This window comes from Chryseobacterium wanjuense, assembly GCF_900111495.1.
GTDB classification, from domain to species: domain Bacteria; phylum Bacteroidota; class Bacteroidia; order Flavobacteriales; family Weeksellaceae; genus Chryseobacterium; species Chryseobacterium wanjuense.
Genome location: NZ_FOIU01000001.1, coordinates 716,949 through 739,606, shown reverse-complemented (window position 1 = coordinate 739,606; position 22,658 = coordinate 716,949). Strand labels below are relative to the sequence as shown.

Sequence of the window (22,658 nt, the reverse complement as noted above, 5' to 3'; positions counted from 1 at the left end):
AAGATGGTATAATTTATTAAGACACTTTCACGACATGTTCACGCCATTTGCCTCTGGAAGGCACATTTTGAAGGTTTATTTTAAAAATTGACAGGTCAAAGGATAGCGACTCTCTTGTTTGTTGATGGTTCTAAAAATATTAATCAGACACATGATAAGTGCATAAAAATAAATGATTATCACCAATGGAAATCCAACAGAAAATACAAAGATCATAAAGATAATCGCTGGTACAAAAACAATTGATATCGTGATCTGAAAGTTAACAACTAACTTCCCTTCGAGATCGTAAGCCGGCGATTCATCCTTTTTTAAGAACCAAAAGAGTAATGGAAGAATAATATTGAAAATTGGAAAACAAAGTCCGATCAAGGCTAATATATGAAAAATCGGCTTTACCTTATTTTCATTATTAGTTTCAGAAGGAAGCAAAACCTCTTCTTTTACTGTCAGTTCTTCACTTTTCATTTCGAGTGCATCGGCAAGCATCTTCAAGGTTGCGGGATGAGCTTCTACTTTGCCGCTTTCAATGCGCTGTATGGTTCTGGCGCTCACACCGGAAACCACGGCCAGCTGTTCCTGGCTTAGTCCTTTCTTACGTCTGTAATGAGCTAATTTAGAAGTCATCATACACAAAAATAAATAAATTTATGATCTTGGAAAATGTTAATTTCTTCGACGTACTGAAATCAGCTTCTGATTTTTTAATTTTTATTCTCAATTATATATTCAACTTCCACAGGAAAATCAGCGATTTTACAAACCGCCAATTTTTCTGACTGTGGAATGTTAAAACAATATTTTTCCTTTAATCTTATCTCAGAATTTTAGCTTTAAAAATCTTCCGGAAAGCCATTAAATTTATCCGGCAAGTATTTATGTTTATATTTATTAATACATGCCCACAAAATAACATTAATAATTTTCTTTAACTGCTTTTACACTCAAAATCCCCATAAATTCCAGATATGGCGTCATCAGCTTTTTATTAAAAACAGGAGGCACCAAATCAGTATCCGCTAAAAATTGCTTTGTATTGCTTCTGTCGTAATAATAGGTGTTTTCGTAGGCTTCCACTAATGATTTTCCTTCGTGTACATCTTCTGTAAATAAGCTTAGTAAAGGATAAATTGGTAAATTACTATCATATTTCCATTGTCTGAGCCACTGATGATATTCCATTCCTTTCAAATCAATATCGTAATATTCATTTATTTTGGCGCAGAAATCGGTGAGCGAAACATCATTTTCAGGCAATGGAGAAAGGTGGAAATTGAGTCCTACCGCTTCTTTCTTTTTACTGATATGCATGATTGCCTTACACATATAATCTACCGTCGTCAGTTCGTCTTTTAATCCCATGACAAGCGGAAACGAATTAAGCTCAACACAGCTTCTGATCAGCGATCCCCACCACTGATTCATCACAGTGGCTCCGGATGTACTGTGACAAACCGCAAAACCTAGCCTGAAATTTGTAATGGGAAGCCCTTTTTGTCGGGCTTTTTCGGCAATACTTTCCATCACCCATTTGCTTTTTATATATCCCAGATCTCGTGAAACTGCTTCCATATTTTGATCGATAGAATCATCTTCATACATCCAGGTTTTCTTTGTGAAAGGTCTTCCCCAGCTAAAAACGCCCATAGAAGATAACAGCATCAGGAATTTTATTTTTCCCGTCACCGCAAGATCAATGATATTATGCAGACCATCGATATTTGATTTTTTAATTAAAGAATAAGGCTGTACATAACTCACCGAACTTCCCGAATGATAAATGACTTCGATATGATTTGTAATGAAATTATAGTTTTCATGCTCCATCCCGAAATGAGGCAAAGACAAGTCTCCAATCATCGCAATAACTCGGTTGTCATAGTCGACCGACCATGATAATTTAAATTTTTTAAAAGTAGCTTTAATACGCTCCAGGCCTTCTCCTGAAGATGAAGCACGCACCAAACAGTAAATATTGGCTGAGGTTTGCAGCAAAAGTTCTTCTAATAAATGTGATCCTACAAAACCAGTTGTGCCTGTTAAAAAAATACTCTTAGGATTCTTTAAAATATTTGGATCCGGTGACTCACTTATATTAAAATCAATATGTAATTCTGAATCTTTTATCAGTTCACGGATCATGATTTCAGCTTTACTTTTTTGCGAAATCTCGGTTTTTACCATTCGGGTTTCCACCTCTTTAACAAAAGCTGAAATAGTGGTATAAATATAAAGTTCCGGCAAACTGATCAAATTTCTGACAGGCTCGGGAAGCAGCATATGAAGTTGAGCAAGCAACAGCGAATGCCCTCCCAATTCAAAAAAATCATCTTCTTCATTAATGTCTTCCAGTGAAAGAAGATCTTTCCAGATATGCGTTACGACTTGGGTTAAATTATCTTCTTTCCATTTCGGTAAATTGCTATTTTTCGTTTGATTTTCCGGAATTTCCAAAAGCGTTTTATCTATTTTTCCGGCATGGTTCAACGGCATTTGATCTACAATAAAAATCTTGTCCGGAAGCATATAGGCAGGCATTACCTGTTGTAATTTTGCCTTTATATTCTGTAAAACTTTTGCCTGATCTTCATCTGTTGCAAGCTGTATAAAAGAAATTAAAACCGGTAAACCATTTTCTTTTCTTTGAACTTTAACAGCACTTTGAGTGACTTGTGGTAATTTTGAGATATGATATTCTATTTCAGCAAGTTCGATTCTGTACCCTCTGATTTTAACCTGATCGTCTTTTCTTCCATAAAACTCAAGATTGCCGTCTTCTCTTCGCAGAGCCATGTCTCCTGTTTTATAAAGTTTTTTATTATTTAATTGATCTGAAAGCCATTCCGGAGCTTGAATAAAAGATTTTTTTGTGTCTTCGTCACGATGTAAATATCCTAGTGCCAATTGAGAACCTCCGATATAAATTTCTCCAACTGTTCCATCTGTTACAGGCTTTAAGCTTTCATCCAATAAAAAAATATCTACAAACGGCATTGCAGCCCCGATAATTTTTGGATTGATTTCTTCTTTAAATTCATAATTACTTACTGCAACGGTGGCTTCGGTTGGTCCATAGCTATTAATTAAACGTATTTTTTTATACCATGCCTTCACAGTATTTTCACTGCAGGCTTCCCCTCCGATAGCTACAGTTTGAAGATTTCCGAGAGGTTTGTTTAAAGGTAACGACGCTAAAACCATTGGCGGCATCAAAGGAACAGTATCTATGTTATGAGTGACAATAAAATCCAAAAGCGGTTCGCCCACAATTTTATTATTTGGGTATAAATGCATCGTAGCCCCCTTAATTAAGGGTGTCCAAATGTCTATTACAGCAGCATCAAAACTTGGAGAAGCAAACTGCAGTGTGATATTATCAGCCGATAAGCCCAAAAGTTCTGCCTGATATTGCACAAAATTATAAAACGACTGATGCGAGATAATCACTCCTTTTGGCATTCCCGTACTGCCGGAGGTATAAATTACATAAGCCGAATTTTCAGGAACAATGTCAATTAAAAGATTTTCGGTTGAGATTTTTTGAAAACTTTCATCAGAAAATAAAGAATCTAATGCAATACTTTGAATTTGGTCATTGCTTACTTTATCTAAATATTGATCTACGCTGAGCATCAGTTTGATTTTTGAATCATCAATCATCATCCGGATTCGGGCCTGTGGTAATTCTCCGTCAATAGGTAAATAGGTAGCGCCAGTTTTTAAAATAGCTAAGAAAGCAATAATACGGCTTGTTGACTGAGGGATACAAACTCCGATTAATGCTCCTTTTTCAATATTCTGCGTTTGTAAATAGTACGCTAATTGATTGGCTTTTTGATTGAGTTTTTCATATGTAGTTTTTTCAGAGCCATTAGTAATGGCAACTTTTTCCGGATATTCTTCAGCGATTTTCTCAATCTGCTTTACAATATCGTCCGCATTTTCCAGAAAATTATGTTCAAAAAAATCATTGGCATAATGAAAGTTTACTGCGGTAAGTTCTTTTTTCATGGGTTTAGTTTTTGTGTGGTTTGGTAAATATTTTTTTAGCATTTATTAAAATCTTAATTCCTACCTAAACATATAATTTTAAAAGTTTCATCAACAAGACAATAGGTATTAATAATTTTCTTTTAATAAGTTTAAAATTAATAAAAAAATCAACATATGATGAATTATTATAAATTATTTTTCATCCATCCTATTAGTAATTAATTCAATAGTCTTTAAAATTCAACTAAAATTTATCAAATAGATGGATGAGATTTATTTTGTTTTTAAAATTTCACTACTTTGTATTGCATAGTATCATTTTAATAATATATCTTTGTATTAAATACAAACAATTATGCAAAAACTAATTTTATTTTTTACGGCTATACTACTGATTAACTGCTCCTATGCCCAGACTCTTGAAGATAAAGCAGATAGCTTGATCCTGTCGGAATTTAAAGAGGCAAATGGCCCAGGTGGTGTCTTTATGATCGCCAGAAAGGGACAGCCCATTTATAAGAAAGCATTTGGTATGGCTAACCTCGAGCTCGAAGTGAAAATGACTCCCGATAATGTCTTCCAGATAGGCTCCATGACCAAACAATTTACGGCCATCGCTGTTCTGATGCTGGAAGAACAGGGAAAGCTGACGGTGAATGACCCTATCTCTAAGTATATTCCTGATTATCCCAATGGCGCTAATATTACCATTCACCAGCTCTTAAATCACACCTCCGGCATCAAAGACTTCACGAAAATGAAAGCTTTGGGGGATATTGCCCAAAAAGAAATGACTCCAAAGCAGATGGTGGATTTTTTCAAGAATGAACCGGTAGATTTTATCCCCGGGGAAAAATTTGAATACAATAATTCCGGTTATGTCGTTCTGGGCTATCTTATTGAATTGGTTTCAGGCCAGAGCTATGAAGATTTTATTGTTAAAAATATCTTTGAAAAATTAGGGATGAGCCATTCCTATTACGCGACCGACCGTAAAATCATTAAAAACAGAGCTTACGGTTACCATAAAAAGAGCTTCGGTTATGTGAATAAAACGGTAATCAATTTTAGTGTCCCGTTTTCCTCAGGCTCGCTGATGTCAACTCTGGACGATATGCTGAAATGGCAGAATGCCCTTAATAGGAATCAGCTGCTGGGTTCCAAAGAAACACAGAAAGCCTTCATTAAATACCAACTCAACAATGGTCAGGAAGTAGAATATGGATACGGATGGCACCTGAAAAACATGGAGGGTACAGCAACACGCGAGCATGGCGGCAGTGTGTTCGGGTTCAAATCCATGGGCGTTTACATACCCAATAAAGACATCTATGTACTGGGTTTCAGCAATTGTGACTGTAACTCTCCTACCCAACTGGTCAGAGATCTGGCAAAACTTACCGTAAAGCTTGATAAACCAACTAAATAATCATTAAAACTTATTATGAAAAGTGTAATCAAATGAGTAGGATTGAATTAAATTTTTCAACATTTTTCAGTTCACTATTTGCTAAATCAATAAAGTATTTTATTTGCCATGATTGAGTTTTTTCAGCCTGCTTATTTTCTGTCTTCGTCCACTTAGGATAGACCCTGAAACCTCTTTTCCCCTCTTTTTGATCTGTACTTAAAATTTGTCTTTCCATTAAAATTTGTTTGGGAAACAGGAAAAAACCCATGTCGTTTTCATATTCTGTGAATACCAAATAAAAATCAAAATGGTCATTTATATTAAATGGTTCAGTTACTTTTTCAGCATTTCGTTTCCAAAGAGTTACAAAATGCCCTACTTTCTTGGGTGTTATTTTTGCTTTTCTAAACTTAATGGTTAATTGCCCAGCTTGAAAATTAAATCCAAAATATTCTTTACATTCTAAGTCTTCAGTTAAATTCAGAATTTTGTGCCCTTTTGCTTTTAAAATTAAATTTTCAATTCGTTTTAATTCTTCTATCATTATAGATTTGGGATTTCAAGTTTTAGATACCTTACAGTAAGGCTCATTAAACGTGCTAAAAGTATAAAAATAGTTTTGTAATAAAACTACATTTCTATTTTTCCTGAATCTCAACTACAAATATCGCATAAGAACAAAACCAAATGGTCTGAAGATCATTAAAACACTTCAAACCATTTGATTTCACGGCATCATTCTATTTTTGAGCAGCCTTGATAATTATCTTGCTTACCTCTTCAGGACGCGCAAGCATCGCTACGTGGCTGGATTTAACATGATAAGTTTCGGCGCCGATTTTTTTAGCCATTTCCTGCTCCATAAGAGGTGAAATGATATGGTCATTATCTGCCACTACATAAAAGCTTGGCTTGGTTTTCCAGGCAGGTTTTGTAACAGTGGCGGTAAGGGTACTTGTATGAAAACGTCCCTGTACTGCAGCAACTACTTTTGCTTCAGATTCCGGAAGATCCTGGGCGAAATGCTTTACCACCGTTTCCTCACGAAGACGGATATATCCATCGGTAATTATCGGATTATCAAGTCCGGGAACAGCAGGAAGTTTTCTGACTTCGTGGGCATCTTTAGTAAGTCCTAAAGCACTTTCATTAACATCCGGTGCATACGCCGCAACATATACCAGCGACTTCACCTTCGGGTCGTTTCCGGCTTCGGTAATAACAACACCAGCCCATGAATGTCCTACAAGAACAACAGGCCCGTCCACTTCCGCAATGGCTCTGTTGACAAAACTCACATCATCTGCAAGAGAAGTAAGGGGATTTTGTACCGATATCGTATTGTATCCCTGTTTTTGTAATATGGGAATTACTTTACTCCATGATGAGCCGTCTGCAAAAGCTCCATGTACCAATATAATAGTCGGTTTTTCTTTACCGGAAATCGGCTCAGAAGATTTTTGTCCGGATAATGACACTTGACTTGCTAAAGCAAAGATTCCGAAAATGATCACAGAAAAGATTGTTTTTCGGGAAGAGATAAATAGTTTCATAATTTCAGGTTTTTTATTGGTTGATATTTTTTCACTGCTGTTATGTGGGATTTATGATAGTTTTAAGAAAAACTTCCGAGTTAATAAAATTCCCTTATAACAAGCTCATTATCAAAGTTAAATACATTGCATGAAATTGTAAGGAACCCCTTTGATATTTATAATTTATTGTCTTAAATGAATATGTTTTTACAAATTTATCAGGATAGAAACCCAAAAAAATGTACTGGTAAGATATATAAATAGCTATTCGGGTTTCATTTTGGGTTTGCTGAAATCAAATCTCTGTCTCACCTAATGAAGCAGCTTATCATGATTAATAACTTACCGCTTCTTTGCAAACTAACCTGCAGTTTTTTGATCATTTCCATACTTCATCAAATTATTAGCTTTAAAAAATATTAAAATTCCTGAACGGTAGGTCTGATAACGATTTCGTTGATGTCTACATCCGCCGGCTGTTCGATAGCATAGGCAATTGCTCTGGCAACCGATGAGGCAGGAATCGCCTGTTTATAAAATTCATTGACGATCACTGAACTTGTTTCGTGCTTTGTGCTGTTTTTCAACTCAGATTCAATAGCTCCGGGTTCGATGGTTGTTACACGAATATCTGCTCCCACTTCATGCCTTAGTCCGTCACTGATGGCTCGAACAGCAAATTTAGTTCCGCTGTACACCGTTCCTCCGGGACTGAAAACTTTAATTCCTGCAACAGATCCCAAATTGATAATATGCCCTGATTTTTGCTTTTGAAAAAACGGTAATGCAGCAGCGATTCCGTAAAGTACTCCTTTGATATTGATATCAATCATGCTGTCCCATTCATCTGTACGAAGCTCCGATATAGGTGCGATCGGCATAATTCCTGCGTTATTAATGATAACGTCAATTTTACCATAATTATTTACCGCAAAATCAACCAATGCCTGAACTTCTTCTTTTTTGGTAACATCTGTCTGACGAAAATCTGCGATTCCGCCCATTGCAGAGATATTATTGACCAAATTTTCCAGCAAATCGGTCCTTCTTGCACCAAGAATAACTTTAGCTCCCCTTTCTGCCAGATGCATCGCGGTAGCTTCACCAAGACCACTACTGGCTCCTGTAATGACAATTACTTTATTTATTATATTATTTTCCATTTTCTATTAGTTTTTATGAATAAAAGTGAGATTAAAAACACTTTGAAAAAATTGGACATATTTTAAACAGATTTATTTAAATATTATCTATCAAAATATGCCCAAATAATAGTACGGATCAGGCTCCTTCTAAGAGCTTCACCATTTTCTCACCAACCCCTTTACCGGACGCGGGGTTCTGGCCTGTAACCAAATTACCGTCCGTAATACTGAAAGGCTGCCACGGCTCTACGGTATGGTAGATAGCACCCTGCTCTGTAAGCGCCGTCTGAAGATCAAACGGAACATCAGCTCTGGCATAGCCATCCTCTTCCTCAGTCGTGAAAGATGAGATATTTTTGCCATTTACCAGATAGCTGCCGTCGCTAAGCTTAACATTCAATAACGATACAGGACCGTGACATACGGCGCCTACGACTGCTCCGCGTTCATAAGTTTCTTTCACCACTTTCTTGATCAGCGGGGCATCTGCCATATCTACGAGAGGAGCAAGACCGCCCGGGATGAAAATTGCGTCATACTGGCTTACGTCTACTGTTTCCAGCTTCACGGCTTTTCGCATATCGACCCACCCTTTTCCTGTTAAAAAGGCAAGATTGTCAGGGTCTGCAGCAGATTCGAGATCATCAAGATATGGAGTGTCTCCACTGAGAGATGCAAAATCTACATGATAGTTAGCTCTTTGAAACTCAGCATAAGGATGTGCTACTTCAGGCAGAAAATTACCTGTTCTTCTGTTGTTCGGACCAATTGCATTGGTGTTTGATACAATGATTAAAACTTTTTTCATAATGTTAGTTTTTTAAAATTAAACAGTAATATTTTCAGATTATTTTTTTTACCACATTCACCTCACGTTCTATGAGGTAAGGCATTATCTTTTCTACAACAATGGATTGATAATGTTTTGAATTTCTATGGGCTTCCTGAGCCTCTGGACTTCGATACCGCTCATGCAGAATAAGCTCATTAGGATCGGTTTCAGACTGATAAATTGCATAATGAACGTTTCCTTCCTCTTTTTTTGTTTCTTCTGCAAGAGTCGGCAACAATGTCAGAATTTCGTCAATCTTTGTTTCCTCGATTTTCCATTTTACGATGACTTCTTTTTCCATAATTTTAATATTAAAAAATTGATTATCAATTCATAAGAAATTTTTCAACGAGACGGGCTACTTTCTCAGAATGTTCTTCAAGTAAGAAATGGCCTCCCTCCAACTGATGAATTTCCGCATCGGGTAAATCTTTTCGATATGCTTCTCCTCCGGCTTCTACAAACATTTTATCATTTTTACCCCATACAACAAGAGTTTTCGGCTGATTGGTCTTTAAATAATGCTGCCATTCCGGATATAAAGCCATATTATTTCCATAATCACGGAATAAAGCCAGCTGAATAAGATCATTTCCCGGACGCTGCAGGTAAAACTGATCCATTGAATAGCTGTCGGGACTTACTTTTTCCGGTTGTGATGCCCCTTCAAGATATTGCCATTGGGTTGCTTCGGGCTTTAAGAATGCTCTTGCGCCCTGTTCAGCTTCATCGCTGTTATTTTCAATATAAGCAGCCAAAGGAGCAAGGGCTTCCCCAAGTCCTTCTTCATATGCATTGGCATTTTGTATAATAAATGATTTGATCAATCCAGGTCTGCGTAAAGCAATCCTGAAGCCGATCGGACCTCCGTAATCCTGAACAAAGAGATTAATATCTTTAAGTTCAAGTGCATCTATAAAAGCCTCCATCACCACAGACAGATTGTGAAAACTGAAGGTAAAATCTTTGATTTCCGGGGTGCTGCTTTGGCCAAATCCCGGATAATCCGGAGCAATTATGTAAAATGTTCCTGAAAGCTCACGGATAAGATCCCTGTACATGTGCGACGAAGAAGGAAAACCATGCAACAGCAATAATACGGGGTTTTCTTTACTGCCTGCTTCCCGGTAAAAAATATCTATCGTGTCAATTTTTATTTTTCGGTAATAAATATTATTTTTCATACTAAAAATCATTTAATCTTATTTAATACATCACAAAGCCAGATATTGATATAATCTGCCACTTGCATCCAGTTTTTTTCCCCACAGATAAAGTGGCTGCGTTTTTCAAACATTTTAAACTGAACAATGCTGTTTTTATCACTGTACATACCTGCTATTTTTTTGATAAACCCGGGAGGAAAAAAAGCATCCATTTCCCCTGAAATAAACAATAGCGGAACATGCGGTTTTTTAAAATTAATTTTTGAGGCACTACTGAAAGCAGATTCTTTCACGATTTTCCTGCTTTCCGGAACGGCATGTTTTTCATAGAAACTATTGCTTTCCTCTTCTGAGACGGTATTGAAAAACGATTTCCGATACCACTTTCTAGTCCCGAGATATGCATGTGAATTATTTTTAAAGATATTCAGTGCAGGCCAGGTTGTTTTTATCGTTGTAAAAGGCGGCATTACATTTTTGGGCGGAGCACCGTCGATACTTACACAAGCTACAGCTTTACCAGCTTCTGCAAGCTTTTGCGCAACAAGCCCTCCCATTGAATGCCCGATAACAATCGGTTTTTCTGAAAGCGAATCGACAAAGCTGTTCATGACGTTCATGACATCCGTGAACCCTGCTGTGATGAGTTCGGGATCGATATTCGCCCTTAAAGAAACCGGATTTCCGGTATGGCCGGGATAAGCAGGAGCATACACCGTATATCCTATTGCTTCAAAATAGTTTTTCCATTCTGTCCAGCTTTCATTATTTAAAAACAGGCCATGAATAAATACAATGATATTTGATTTTTGCTTTGCAGTTTCCATATAAGCTGATTGTAATGAATTGAACTTTACTATTTTAATCATTCATATCGAATGGTTATTATTCTATACCTTCCGATGCTTTTATAATCACTTTTGCCACTTCCTGTGGTTTAGACAGCATTACAGCATGACTCGCTTTGAGATGATAAGTTGTAGCCTTTATTTTCCTGGCCATTTCCTGTTCCATAAGCGGAGAGATGATATGATCTTCATCTGCAACTATATAAAAGCTTGGTTTATCCTTCCATGCGGGTTTAGAAATTTTTGCCGTTGGATTCCCTGTATGAAAACGCCCCTGTACCGCTGCAAGTATTTTAGCTTCCTCTATCGGAAGATCATGGGCAAAATGTTTTATTACAGTTTCTTCACGCAATTGGATGTATCCGTTGCTGATTTTAGGATTATCACGTCCCGGTACAGGAGGAAATTTCTTGATTTCATACGCTTCTTTACTAAGATCGGAAATGCTCTCATTAGCATCCGGTGCATAAGCCGCTACATATACCAAAGATTTTACCTTAGGATTATTTCCGGCTTCTGTAATTACCATTCCTGCCCAAGAGTGCCCAACCAGTACGACAGAACCGTCGATTTCTTCCAATATCCGATTGACAAACGCCACATCGTCCTGTAGAGAAGTCAGCGGATTTTGTACCGCAACAGTGCGAAATCCTTCTTTTTGCAATATGGGAATCACTTTACTCCAAGAGGAACCGTCTGCAAATGCACCATGCACCAAAACAATGGTTGGTTTTGCTTTTGTAGAAGATTCTACATTGTTGTGCCGATTTTCGGGAATCCAGGCAATGGAGAAAAAGCTGATTATTAACAAAGCTATAATAGCAAAGCTTCTCGAAAGTCTATATATTTTCATGATTTCAGATTTTAAAAATTATATATAATCAACTGAATAACAGTATTTTGATTATTTGCATTATCAAAGTTAGTTACAATCAAATGCCCCTTACAAAAAATCTTAGATAATTATAATTAAATGCTGAAAAGCTAATGTTCAGGAGTACAAATAGAATTTTGGAATATCTTGAAAATAATAGACTGTTATATTTTGAATAAAGCCATTATCACCAACATAGTTTTTGTTATATATAATAAAAATTATTAAAAAATAGCGATATATCGTAAATAAACGGTGAGGATAAACAATGTAAAAATTTAATAATCAAAAACTTACACTACAGGGTATTTATTTTGAAATGCAATTATCATATCACGAATGATACACCGCAAAAATAAGTACTATGAAACCACAACTAACCGAAATAAGAAAATTTACAGACAGCCTGGCTTTTATGAACCTGCCTGTTTTTACATACATTGAGCGCGATGATTTTGCAATTGTCCGTGTGGAAGAATTAGGAATGAAAATTCCCCACAACAGCCCCGTCTTCCGGCCGGATCATTTTAATATTATTGTCGTGCCTGACGGTAGTGCAACCTATCTTATCAATGATACGATCTTCGAGATTTCTTCCCACCAGATACTTTTTATACGACCCGACACTTTTCTTTCCTACCGCTGGCTGCATGTTGGCAGAGCTTATATGATAAGCTTCAGCGCCAGTTTCTTTTTGCAGTTTTGGGCTTCGGGAATCAATGAAATTCAGAGGCTTGACAATTCTAAAGGCTATATCACCAACCTTACAGAAAAAATGATGAAAAACGTAGAACAGATCTGTCAGAATATTTACAAAGAAACGACCTCACAAATTCCTTACAAATATGAGCTCATCACCAATCTCATTCTCAATCTTCTCTTACTGATACGGCGCCAACAGCAAACAAAACAGCAGGAAGTGCCCGTTAATACTTCAAATCCGTATGTCACGCAATTTTTTTTGGATCTCGAAAATAATTTCAGCACCATCATTTCCGGAGAAACCAAAGTACTGCTCCGCGCCAAAGATTATGCAAATCGGCAAAACCTGAATGAAAATTACCTTTCAAAAACAGTTTGCACCCATAGCGGAAAAACTGTAAGCCAGTGGATCCATGAAAAACTGATTAACGAGATTAAATTTTTGCTGAAATATACCGACAAATCTATGCGCGAAATCGCAAGCTTATACGGTTTCCATGACCTTAATTATTTTTATAATTATTTTAAAAGACATACTAAAAATGCTCCGGGTTTATTTAGAAAAAGCTTTACTACCTGAAGATTAAAACATAATTCACACTTAATTAATAACTGAAATGATAATCACTGAGAACAATAAAAGGCTATTGACTCCAAAGCAAATCCGGTTTCCATCGTCGGACAGGGATGAAGAATTCGGATGCATCAATATAAGACGGGTTCCTTCGGAATATTTTGCCGACCTGACATGGTTTGAGCCCAACTGCTTTACCCTTACTTTTGCAGTGGATGCCAGCGGACAGTACAAAACAAAGGCAAATACCTACGATATTGTACCCGGAACTTTCTTTTTTAGCAGACCCGAAACATTCCGACTCATGGAGTGGACGGGATTACATGAAATTTACCATGTCTGCTTTTCTGAACATTTTCTGCAGAAATATGCCGGAGTAGAACTTTTCAAAACATTTCCCTTTTTATTTTTAGAAAACTATGCCCCGAAATATGGTAATCAGGAAATTATTGACGATTTCAGGATTATTTTTGAGGAAATTGCCCACGAATATCAAGAAAATTTTAGCATAAGTAAAAATATTATCGCTAATCTGCTTACTCAATTGCTTTTAAAAATAAAACGGAATTTCTGGACAGAATATGACATGAATGCCGATAGAAAGAAAAATCATGATATTGTAAGGAAATTTATAATACATCTTGAGGATCATTATCAGCAAATACAGCAAGGTACAGCATCAATACAACTCAGGGTAAATGATTATGCAAAAAAACAGGGCATCCATGAAAATTATCTTTCCAATATTGTGAAAGAAAAAACAGGCAAAACCGTAAGCCATTGGATTTCAGAAAAAACAATTTTAATTTCTAAAAGACTGCTCGAAAATTTTTCGTTTTCAATAAAAGAAATTTCTTACCGGCTGGGATTTCCTTATATCTCCTATTTCACAATATTTTTTAAAAAACATACCGGATTTACCCCCACCGAATTCCGAAAAATGATCGCCTAGAAAGTTTTCGTCGGAAATAAAACATTAAGCAACCTGTTTACAGAAGCGGGTTGTTTTTTATGCCCAGCTTTTTCATTTTTGAATATAAAGTAGATGCCGGAATATTCAGGATTTCTGCAGCACCACCTGCCCCGGAAACCTTTCCTCTACATGTTTTTAAAATATAATTAATGTAATCTCTTTCATTTTCATGAATGGTTTTAATCGAAAATTCCTGCGTTTTTTCCTCACCCTGGTTTTTCGGAAAATTGGGAAGTATGATATCCTTGATCAAATTACCATCCTTCATCAGCATACTTCTATGAATGACATGTTCCAGCTCCCTCACATTGCCCGGCCAGTCGTAGGCTTTCATTTGTGTCAATGCATGATCCGAAACCGCAGGCTCATCAATTCCCAGTGTTTTACTGAATATCGTAATAAAATGAGCTACCAGAACAGGGATATCCTCTCTTCGTTCTCTAAGCGGCGGTACCGTTATTGGAAAAACATGAAGCCTGTAATACAGATCGAGCCTGAAACGTCCGGCTGCCACCTCATCTTCCAGGTTACGATTGGTCGCAGCTATAATGCGAACGTTTAATTTGACCGGAGAACTGCTTCCTATCCTTTCGATTTCTTTTTCCTGAAGCACCCGTAAAAGCTTTACCTGAATATCCATCGGCATTTCACCTATTTCATCCAAAAAAACAGTACCGCCGTCTGCTGCTTCAAACTTTCCGATGCGTTTTTCGAAGGCTCCGGTGAAAGCTCCTTTTTCATGACCAAAAAGAAGAGATTCTGCCAGATTATTGGGAATAGCACCACAATTAATGACCACCAAAGGCTTATTTTTTCTGGGTGATAAATTATGTATACTCTGTGCTACTTTTTCCTTTCCGGTGCCGCTTTCTCCCATAATTAATACTGACGTATCCGAAGGCGCTACTCTTTTAATATAATCAAACACGGAAATCATCTTTTGGCTGTTGCCTACCATAGAGGAAAATCCGTTTGACATCTGATCAATATCAACCTTTTTATTAGTAATTATATTAGGCTGTTTTTTCTTTGTATTATGTAGATTGCTTACCAGCTTGGCCAATTTGGATTCAAGTTTGGTCAAAAGCTGCAAATGTTCATTGTTGTAAGCATCAGAATTTCGGCTGAAAAAGGAAAAATTAAAAACATCTTCCCCCATCCTTACCGGCAATACCATAAAAGACCTGATGCCGAAAGTGGCTGCAATTAACCTTACAAAACCTGAGTTTTGAAAAATTTCCCTGAAAGATTGGTCGTAATACACTTTTGGAAATTCATGTTTTGGGGACCCTGACTGTATTTCGTCTATTTCTGACTTATTTTTTCCGCTGATCTTGGCTATTTTGTCGGCATCGATTATTTCATAATTTTCAAAATCTTTCCTGAGCAGTCCTGTCGGGCTATAGCCATTATGAACAGGCTCTAGCTGCAGATAATCAAACGGTATGTAGGTTTGAAAAAGTCTGGCTAGCTGCAACAAGGCCTGCTCCCATTTTACAGGTTGGCAGGAAATCGCATCAATACTTTCCCGTAAAATATTTTCCTGCTGCATTTGCGATTCGATCCCATGATTGTGACGATAAAAAGCGATCTCTAAGGTTATCAGCACATCTTGTTCTCTGAACGGTTTCACAATAAAACCGTAAGGCTGCGTTTTTTTGGCTTCTTCCAGTACCGATCTGCTGGAATTGGCAGACAAAAAGATAAATCCGATATGCTTTTCGTGTAACTTTTTAGCCAAATCAATCCCCGTTTCCGTGCCTTTGAGGAAGATATCTACAAAAACCAAATCCGGCTTTTCTTCATCAATAAAAGTAAGAGCCTGAACTACGGAACGTGCAATTCCGATGACTTCATATTGCGCTTTTTCAAGGATTAACTGTAAATCGTGCGCTTCAATAAACTGGTCTTCAACAATGAGTATTTTCTTTTTTTTATCAATCTCATTTTTTTCTAATTCCATGGCTCTGCTTTTTTAATGAAAAAAGGATTTTTTTAACTGCTGACTTCAGCTGAAAGAAGGATTCAAGATTGAATGGCCTGCTTTTAAAAATCAATAAAAAATTCATCACAGTATGGTAGATAATTATTAATTTAAACATCAATAAATTATCACCATAACTTTCACCTAAAGTTAATAATTTTATACTAAAAAACTAAAGAATAATCAAACATGAAAGCCAAATATCTTTTTTGTTTTCTCCTATCATTTTCCTTGTTGGGCTATGGTCAGACTTCGATTAAAAATAATTATGACATCAAAAAAAACAGATTATTAATAAAAGCTACTGCCATGTACATCCACTCTGTAAACCAAGGTTTTATAGATATGGACAGTGCTGTGGTTCTGGCCTGTACAGCCAATAAATTCCCGGTTTCGATGTCATTTGATGAAGGATATAATGACGGGAGTTATTTGCCTGGCGGAAAAATGGTCGACGAGAATAATATTGATACTGCAAAAGATATACTTAAACAATTAAAAAAAACCGACAAAATACGCTTGCTATTACACTTGGGAAGCCATTATCTTTTTAAAACCGGAGAAAAAAAGGAAGACCTTCAACAATCATTATTTTTCATACAACAGGCTATTGAACTGAGCAATGCCATGGGGATTCCTAAATGGAAGCAACAAAGCAATATCCTACTGGGAAAATACTATGTACAGGCAAATAATCCTGTGGAGAGCAAAAAGATTTTTGCAAAAGTTGTTATTGAAAGCCGAAATTTTAATGACAGAAAATCTTTAGCCGAAGCCTTAAGTAACCAGGGAACTTATCTCTCTTTGGACGATCCTGATAAAGAAAAAGCCTTATCCGAATCCATGATATTATATCGGTCTGTTGGTGAAAAGGAATTGGAAATAGAATTGTTGATGAAACTATTAACGGTGCATTTCTGGAAGGGAAATATCGATCTTGCGGAGAAAGAGCTTTTACAAGCTTCTGCCCTTCAAAAAAAGATTGGATTTAAGCATCTTCACTATACTTCTGCTCCACTGGCGTTTATATATTCTGTGAAATATAATCTGAATAAGTCACTATTTTATTCCATCAACAGTATAGAGACGATGGAAGCAACAAATGATATGATCTGCGCAGATAATTTCTACCTCCGTTTGGGTAACATCTACGAGAAAATGGAACATACAAAAGAAGCTTTGGAATTATACAAAAAGAGTTTCGATGTCGGCACGAAAAACATTAACAGCGGGAGCTGGTACAAAAGTTTTCCATTAACGATTCAATTATTTATAAAAGATAAAAGATACAAAGAAGCCCTTGATTATTTAAAAAAAGCAGATACATACCCGCCTAATACCGCAATAGATATTTTTTACCTCTCCCAAACCAGAGCGTCCCTGTATGAGAAAATCGGAAATAATGTATTAGCTGAAAAGTATTATCTGGAAATGGCGCGAAATGCAGAAAACATGATGTCTACCAGAACCTCCAGAAATGTTGCCATAGGATATTCTCAGGTATCATTATTTTATGCAAAAACAGGAAAACCGGATCAAGCCAAATTCTATGCCGACAAAGCATTGGATGTCAGCAAAAAAACAAATCAAAATTTTACTATTCAGGAGCTCGATCTTTCGTTATTTAAAATCGATTCCCTTAAAGGCAATTACCTTTCTGCAATAGGGCACTATCAGGACTATAACAAGGTTAATGACTCTTTGTACAATGTTTCAAAAAACAGAGAAATCGAAGAATTAAAAATTCAATATGAAACCTTAAAAAAAGAAGATAATATTAAGACTTTGGAAATGCAGAGCAAATTACAGCAAAGCAAACTCCACCGTTCAAGACTTCTGATTAACCTGTCAATCGGATCTATATTGCTGCTCGTCGTGATCATCGGATTGCTGTACAACAGCTACAAGGTGAAACAGAAAAACAATAAGGAATTAATGATCAAAGAAAATGAAATCAGCCAACAGAATATAAAGCTTCAGCATTTGCTGGAAGACAAAGAATGGCTTATCAAGGAAATTCATCACAGGGTTAAAAATAATCTCCAGACCGTCATCAGCCTGCTCAATTCACAGTCTGCGTATATTGATGACGATCTGGCATTATCTACCATCAAGAACAGCCAACACAGGATTCATGCGATGTCCCTGATTCATCAAAAACTTTATATGTCCGAAAATATTTCAACCATTAATATGCCCATCTATATCAATGAGCTGGTTGAATATTTAAAAGATTCTTTTAACCTAAAACAGAATATCCGATTTAAAATCAATATCGATGAAATAGAACTGGATGTATCACAGGCGATACCTTTAGGATTAATTATAAACGAAGCCGTCACCAATTCCATAAAATATGCATTTCCTGATAACTCACAAGGAATCATTTCTATATCACTGATTACAAAAGATACAGACCACTATCTACTGACTATTGCAGATAACGGAACCGGAATTATCTTGGATCCGGACAAAAAAACAAAAAATTCGTTCGGAATGAGCCTTATCAGAGGACTCTCAGATGATCTGGACGGTAAATTTTCAATTGAAAACAGCAACGGTACCTTATTACAGTTGTCTTTTGAAAAAAATGAGCAGACGCGAAAACATACAATTTAGGCAGCTATAAACTACAATGCAGCACTAAAAATTATACTTAAATACCACAGTTTTTTCATTAACCGTGTAGTTCTTTTACTACACCGTGTAGTAGTATTAGTACAAAATTAAGCGTTCGTTTTTACTCTAAAAATTTAAATTTGTGACGAATCGGAAATCGTAATAACCCCCTTATACTCTTATTTGTAGTTAATAACTCAAAATATTTAATTAAACAATTAATTTTTATCTCAAAAACACTATCAAAGCGGAATTTTATTTTCTCTAAACTTTCTTGATAGTGCAATTATACCATGAAAATTTTAACCATTAAAATAAAAGAATACAAGAAATGAAAAGGTTATACACAACAGCATTATTGCTGATAGGTAGCTTCGTGTTTTCCCAAGTAGGTATTAACAGCGTTGAGCCAAAAGCGACATTAGACATTGGGGCAAAAAATGCAACAGGTACAGTAACGGATACCGATGGAATTCTTATTCCGCACACCGACAGGTTACGTGCACAGAATATGGCTACAGTAGCCACTTCCACCATGATATATGTGAATGATATATCAACAGGAACAAACACAGGAAAAGCCATTCATATTGACGCAACAGGCTTTTACTATTTTGACGGAAATGTTTGGCAAAAACTTGCTTTTAATAATAATTCTTACTCTTTAGGTGATATTCAGTACTCTGCAAGAGCAGCTGATCATGAGGGGTGGTATCTTTTAGACGGGAGATCCATTGCAAGTCTTCCTGCAAATGCGCAGTCGGCGGCTGCAAGTCTGGGATTGGCAGGCAACTTATTCGATGCAAGCGATAAAACACTGAAAACCAAAAGCACAGCCGAAAGCATCGGTACTGTGGGAGGAGCCAATTCTTTCACAATTTCACAAAGCAATTTACCCAATATATCTCTGGCGGGGAGTACCAGCATAACCATAAATTCAGCAGGGAGCCATGCCCACGGTCCTGATAAAGGCACAGGTTTTTTAATTACCGGATTGGCCGGAGGAGGATACGGAGGCGGTGATGCCGGCTCTTGGGGAGGAACTGGTGTGGCAAGTACTACAGGAGCAGCAGGAGCCCACACGCATACGCTATCCCAGGCAATACCTGTTGCATTGGGGGGATCCAATCAACCCATAGATAACAGATCTGCTTATCTGGCTTTGAACACTTTTATTTATTTAGGTGAATAAAATTATAACTAATCATTAACCAAAAACTTATCAGACATAGAATATGAAAAAGATATATGTATCGTCAATTATATTCCTTTCAATTGTAAATATAGCATATGGACAGGTGGGATTTAATATTTCGGCTCCTCAATCAACTTTAGATATTAAAGCTATAAATCCTACGGGAGCGTTTACTAATGCGGATGGGATTTTAGTTCCCCGTGTTGATCGCCAGCGGGCACAGAACATGGCTTCTATTGAGACGTCTACTATTATTTATGTAAATAATGCTGCTACGGGAAGCCAAACAGGAAAAGCTCAGAATATCGATAACACAGGATTTTACTATTACAATGGCAGTATATGGGAAAAGTTGTTTTTTACCGACAAAAGCTCTCTTGTGGGAAATGTAAAATATTCCATCAAAACAACCGATCATGATGGGTGGTATTTATTAGACGGCAGGGCTGTTTCTACTTTTCCGGCTACAGTTCAGGCAAAGGCACAGGCTTTAGGGTTTACCACTAATATCCCTAATGCATCCGACAAGGTTTTAAAATCAAAAAATACTGCAGAAAGCTTGGGTACTATAGGCGGAAGCAATTTATTTGCAATTTCACAGAGTAATTTGCCCAATATAACACTTACAAGCAATACAAGTGGAACAACTACTGCATCGGGAGCCCATGCGCACGGTACTGCAGTAGGAAGTGCTTACCTGCTTTCCGGAACAAGTTATTCAAACAACGGACAGGGTTACGGTAATGCCGGAAGTGGAGCCTGGGGAGGAGTAAACTGGAGAGCCAATACAGCTGCTGCAGGTGCCCATGCTCATACATTCAGTGGAGTGGCAAGTACTCCTCTGGGCGGAGGCGGCCAGTCAATTGATAACAGAGCTCCTTACTTATCTGTAAATACTTTTATCTATTTAGGTGAATAACTGTTATTATTTCATAGTAAACCATCAAACAAAAAATCATGAGTAAAAAAACATTATTATCAATTATATTCTTGTCAGTCATTAATACAGTCTACAGCCAGATCGGAATAAATACATCCACACCTCAATCAACGCTGGATATTAATGCCAAAAATCCTACCGGTACTACCACTAATACAGATGGAATGCTAATTCCGAGGGTGGACAGACAGCGTGCACAGAACATGGGAACGGTAGAAGTTTCTACAATTATATATGTTAATGATTATACTACGGGCAGCCAGACAGCAAAAGCCCAGAATATTGATGCTAACGGATTCTATTATTTCAATGGAAGTGTTTGGGAAAAAATCAACAAAACTCTTTTATCATACCCGATCGGAAGTATTACACAGTCATTTAAATCTGCGGATTACAGCGGATGGTATCTTTTAAACGGAAGAGCAATCTCTACACTTCCGGCTGCAGCGCAGGTAGCGGCGGCAAGTTTAGGTTTAACGACTACCCTTTTTGATGCCACAGACAGAACTTTAAAAACTAAAAACGCGACAGAAAATATAGGTGATACAGGAGGAAGCGATTCTTTTACCATTTTACAGAGCAATCTGCCTAATATCAATTTAACCACTACTGTCAGCGGTACTGCCTTGTCTGCAGGATCACACACTCACGGTTCAGATACGGGAGGTTCATTTTTATATGGTGGGACAAGTAATGGGAACAATGGCACCGGACATGGAGGCAATATAAGTCCCACTTTGTTTGGAGGTGTGGGGATAGGTATTACAAATGTTTCTGGAAATCATGCCCATAGCTTCTCCGGAACGACATCTACAACATTAGGTTCGGGTCAATCCATAAACAATCGGTCTGCCTATGTTGTTGTCAACTCTTTTATCTATTTAGGGCAATAAAGTTTTGAATAATTAATATTATATAAACCATATTTGTCCTTGTTTTATGGAGAGAATTTTCCGTATTCATAAGGATAAATATGGTTTTATTTTAAATTTTTTTTCAAGCTGATAAAAGCTGACCGCAAAGTTCTTATTGTTAAATATCAATAATTTGCATAAGTGGAAAGATCTACAAAGAATTTTTATTTGTTGAAACTGAACTTATTATCCATTAATAACTTGTCTGAGAAGCTTAAACTCTTTACTATATAAAAAGAAAAAGGTCTCAAAGTCTCCTTGCGAGCTCATTCAAACCCAGCCAAAGGAGAAATGATGTGAATTGTAATAGATGCTTTTTCGCAGCATAGAAAAGATCAGCTCCAGTAAAAGATTAAAAAAAACTGTTTCACCGATTCATTTTGCCCGTTCATCGAAAAATTCATCAAAATAACAGGATTTCGACATAACTTTACATTAGAAAAAGAGCAATACCGCTCAAACTTAAATCTTACAATTATGAAAACAAACATCGGAATTACAGAAAAAAACACTGAAGCAGTAGCAGAACAATTGGCCAAATTATTAGCTGATGAAACTGTACTTTACATCAAAACAAGAAATGCACATTGGAATGTAAATGGCGAAAATTTTCACGCCAATCATATTTTCTTTGAAGAACAGTATAAACAATTGGATGAATTGATCGACAGCGTTGCAGAACGTATGCGTAAAATTGGTCATTACGCACCGGCTACAATGAAAATTTATCTTGAATTAACCCACCTTACCGAATACAGCGAAAGAACCAACGACGGGCCCGGCTTTATGAAAGATCTCTTAAAAGACCACGAAAGCATTATCGATTTTCTGAGAGGAAACATCACGCCTTTTGCTGAAAAATACAAAGATTACGGGACAAGTGATTTCATTACAGGTGTGATGGAAACCCACGAGGAAATGGCCTGGATGATCCGTTCGTATTTCAGATAAAC

General features: G+C 36.8%; 19 protein-coding genes. 8 read left to right on the top strand and 11 right to left on the bottom strand.

All coding sequences use genetic code 11. The annotated features are described in order from the left end of the window. Positions 1 to 75: 75 nt before the first annotated feature. Positions 76 to 630 (bottom strand): helix-turn-helix domain-containing protein, encoded by a 555-nt coding sequence (locus BMX24_RS03325; protein WP_089790652.1) that lies wholly within the window; start codon positions 628 to 630, stop codon positions 76 to 78. Between the two features lie 285 nt (positions 631 to 915). Beyond that, a complete protein-coding gene (locus BMX24_RS03320; RefSeq protein WP_089790651.1) occupies positions 916 to 4,011 on the bottom strand; it encodes an amino acid adenylation domain-containing protein in 3,096 nt (1,031 codons plus the stop codon). Positions 4,012 to 4,348: 337 nt separating this feature from the next. Between BMX24_RS03320 and BMX24_RS03315 the strand changes: the two genes are divergently transcribed. Beyond that, the gene (locus BMX24_RS03315; protein WP_089790650.1) at positions 4,349 to 5,422 is read left to right on the top strand and encodes a serine hydrolase domain-containing protein; all 1,074 of its coding nucleotides are present in this window, start codon (positions 4,349 to 4,351) and stop codon (positions 5,420 to 5,422) included. Positions 5,423 to 5,450: 28 nt separating this feature from the next. Here the strand turns inward: BMX24_RS03315 and BMX24_RS03310 are convergent, their stop codons facing one another. The 8 genes from BMX24_RS03310 to BMX24_RS03275 form a co-directional block, all read right to left on the bottom strand. Next, positions 5,451 to 5,948: a MepB family protein gene (locus BMX24_RS03310; protein WP_089790649.1), complete on the bottom strand. Its 498-nt coding sequence runs from the start codon at positions 5,946 to 5,948 to the stop codon at positions 5,451 to 5,453. Positions 5,949 to 6,144: 196 nt separating this feature from the next. Next, on the bottom strand, positions 6,145 to 6,957 hold the full coding sequence (locus BMX24_RS03305; protein ID WP_089790648.1) for an alpha/beta fold hydrolase: 813 nt from the start codon (positions 6,955 to 6,957) through the stop codon (positions 6,145 to 6,147). A gap of 401 nt (positions 6,958 to 7,358) precedes the next feature. Continuing rightward, on the bottom strand, positions 7,359 to 8,102 hold the full coding sequence (locus tag BMX24_RS03300; protein ID WP_089790647.1) for an SDR family oxidoreductase: 744 nt from the start codon (positions 8,100 to 8,102) through the stop codon (positions 7,359 to 7,361). 118 nt (positions 8,103 to 8,220) lie between these two features. Next, positions 8,221 to 8,892 carry a type 1 glutamine amidotransferase domain-containing protein gene (locus BMX24_RS03295; protein WP_228404661.1) on the bottom strand — a complete coding sequence of 224 codons (672 nt, stop codon included), beginning with the start codon at positions 8,890 to 8,892 and terminating at the stop codon, positions 8,221 to 8,223. Between the two features lie 34 nt (positions 8,893 to 8,926). Further along, entirely contained in the window at positions 8,927 to 9,217 is a 291-nt protein-coding gene (locus BMX24_RS03290; protein WP_089790645.1) for a putative quinol monooxygenase, read from the bottom strand. Between the two features lie 25 nt (positions 9,218 to 9,242). Then, on the bottom strand, positions 9,243 to 10,100 hold the full coding sequence (locus BMX24_RS03285) for an alpha/beta fold hydrolase (RefSeq protein ID WP_089792713.1): 858 nt from the start codon (positions 10,098 to 10,100) through the stop codon (positions 9,243 to 9,245). An 8-nt stretch (positions 10,101 to 10,108) separates the two neighbouring features. Further along, a complete protein-coding gene (locus tag BMX24_RS03280) occupies positions 10,109 to 10,909 on the bottom strand; it encodes an alpha/beta hydrolase (RefSeq protein WP_089790644.1) in 801 nt (266 codons plus the stop codon). Between the two features lie 58 nt (positions 10,910 to 10,967). Then, positions 10,968 to 11,783, bottom strand: a complete 816-nt coding sequence (locus BMX24_RS03275; RefSeq protein WP_089790643.1) for an alpha/beta fold hydrolase — start codon at positions 11,781 to 11,783, stop codon at positions 10,968 to 10,970. A 385-nt stretch (positions 11,784 to 12,168) separates the two neighbouring features. On the opposite strand from BMX24_RS03275, the gene BMX24_RS03270 reads away from it, so the two are divergent. Together BMX24_RS03270 and BMX24_RS03265 are read left to right on the top strand one after the other, a co-directional pair. Beyond that, on the top strand, positions 12,169 to 13,086 hold the full coding sequence (locus tag BMX24_RS03270) for an AraC family transcriptional regulator (protein ID WP_089790642.1): 918 nt from the start codon (positions 12,169 to 12,171) through the stop codon (positions 13,084 to 13,086). A gap of 37 nt (positions 13,087 to 13,123) precedes the next feature. After that, positions 13,124 to 14,032, top strand: coding sequence for a helix-turn-helix domain-containing protein (locus BMX24_RS03265; protein WP_089790641.1), 909 nt, complete (start codon positions 13,124 to 13,126; stop codon positions 14,030 to 14,032). A gap of 37 nt (positions 14,033 to 14,069) precedes the next feature. Here the strand turns inward: BMX24_RS03265 and BMX24_RS03260 are convergent, their stop codons facing one another. Next, positions 14,070 to 16,016 carry a sigma 54-interacting transcriptional regulator gene (locus BMX24_RS03260; protein WP_089790640.1) on the bottom strand — a complete coding sequence of 649 codons (1,947 nt, stop codon included), beginning with the start codon at positions 16,014 to 16,016 and terminating at the stop codon, positions 14,070 to 14,072. 210 nt (positions 16,017 to 16,226) lie between these two features. Between BMX24_RS03260 and BMX24_RS03255 the strand changes: the two genes are divergently transcribed. The 5 genes from BMX24_RS03255 (at position 16,227) to BMX24_RS03235 (ending at position 22,656) form a co-directional block, all read left to right on the top strand. Further along, positions 16,227 to 18,656, top strand: a complete 2,430-nt coding sequence (locus BMX24_RS03255; RefSeq protein ID WP_089790639.1) for a histidine kinase dimerization/phosphoacceptor domain -containing protein — start codon at positions 16,227 to 16,229, stop codon at positions 18,654 to 18,656. Between the two features lie 331 nt (positions 18,657 to 18,987). Then, on the top strand, positions 18,988 to 19,848 hold the full coding sequence (locus tag BMX24_RS21125) for a hypothetical protein (protein ID WP_089790638.1): 861 nt from the start codon (positions 18,988 to 18,990) through the stop codon (positions 19,846 to 19,848). Positions 19,849 to 19,891: 43 nt separating this feature from the next. Further along, on the top strand, positions 19,892 to 20,770 hold the full coding sequence (locus tag BMX24_RS03245) for a hypothetical protein (RefSeq protein ID WP_089790637.1): 879 nt from the start codon (positions 19,892 to 19,894) through the stop codon (positions 20,768 to 20,770). Between the two features lie 38 nt (positions 20,771 to 20,808). Continuing rightward, a complete protein-coding gene (locus tag BMX24_RS03240) occupies positions 20,809 to 21,684 on the top strand; it encodes a hypothetical protein (protein ID WP_089790636.1) in 876 nt (291 codons plus the stop codon). A gap of 498 nt (positions 21,685 to 22,182) precedes the next feature. After that, positions 22,183 to 22,656, top strand: coding sequence for a Dps family protein (locus BMX24_RS03235; protein WP_089790635.1), 474 nt, complete (start codon positions 22,183 to 22,185; stop codon positions 22,654 to 22,656). Positions 22,657 to 22,658 lie beyond the last annotated feature (2 nt).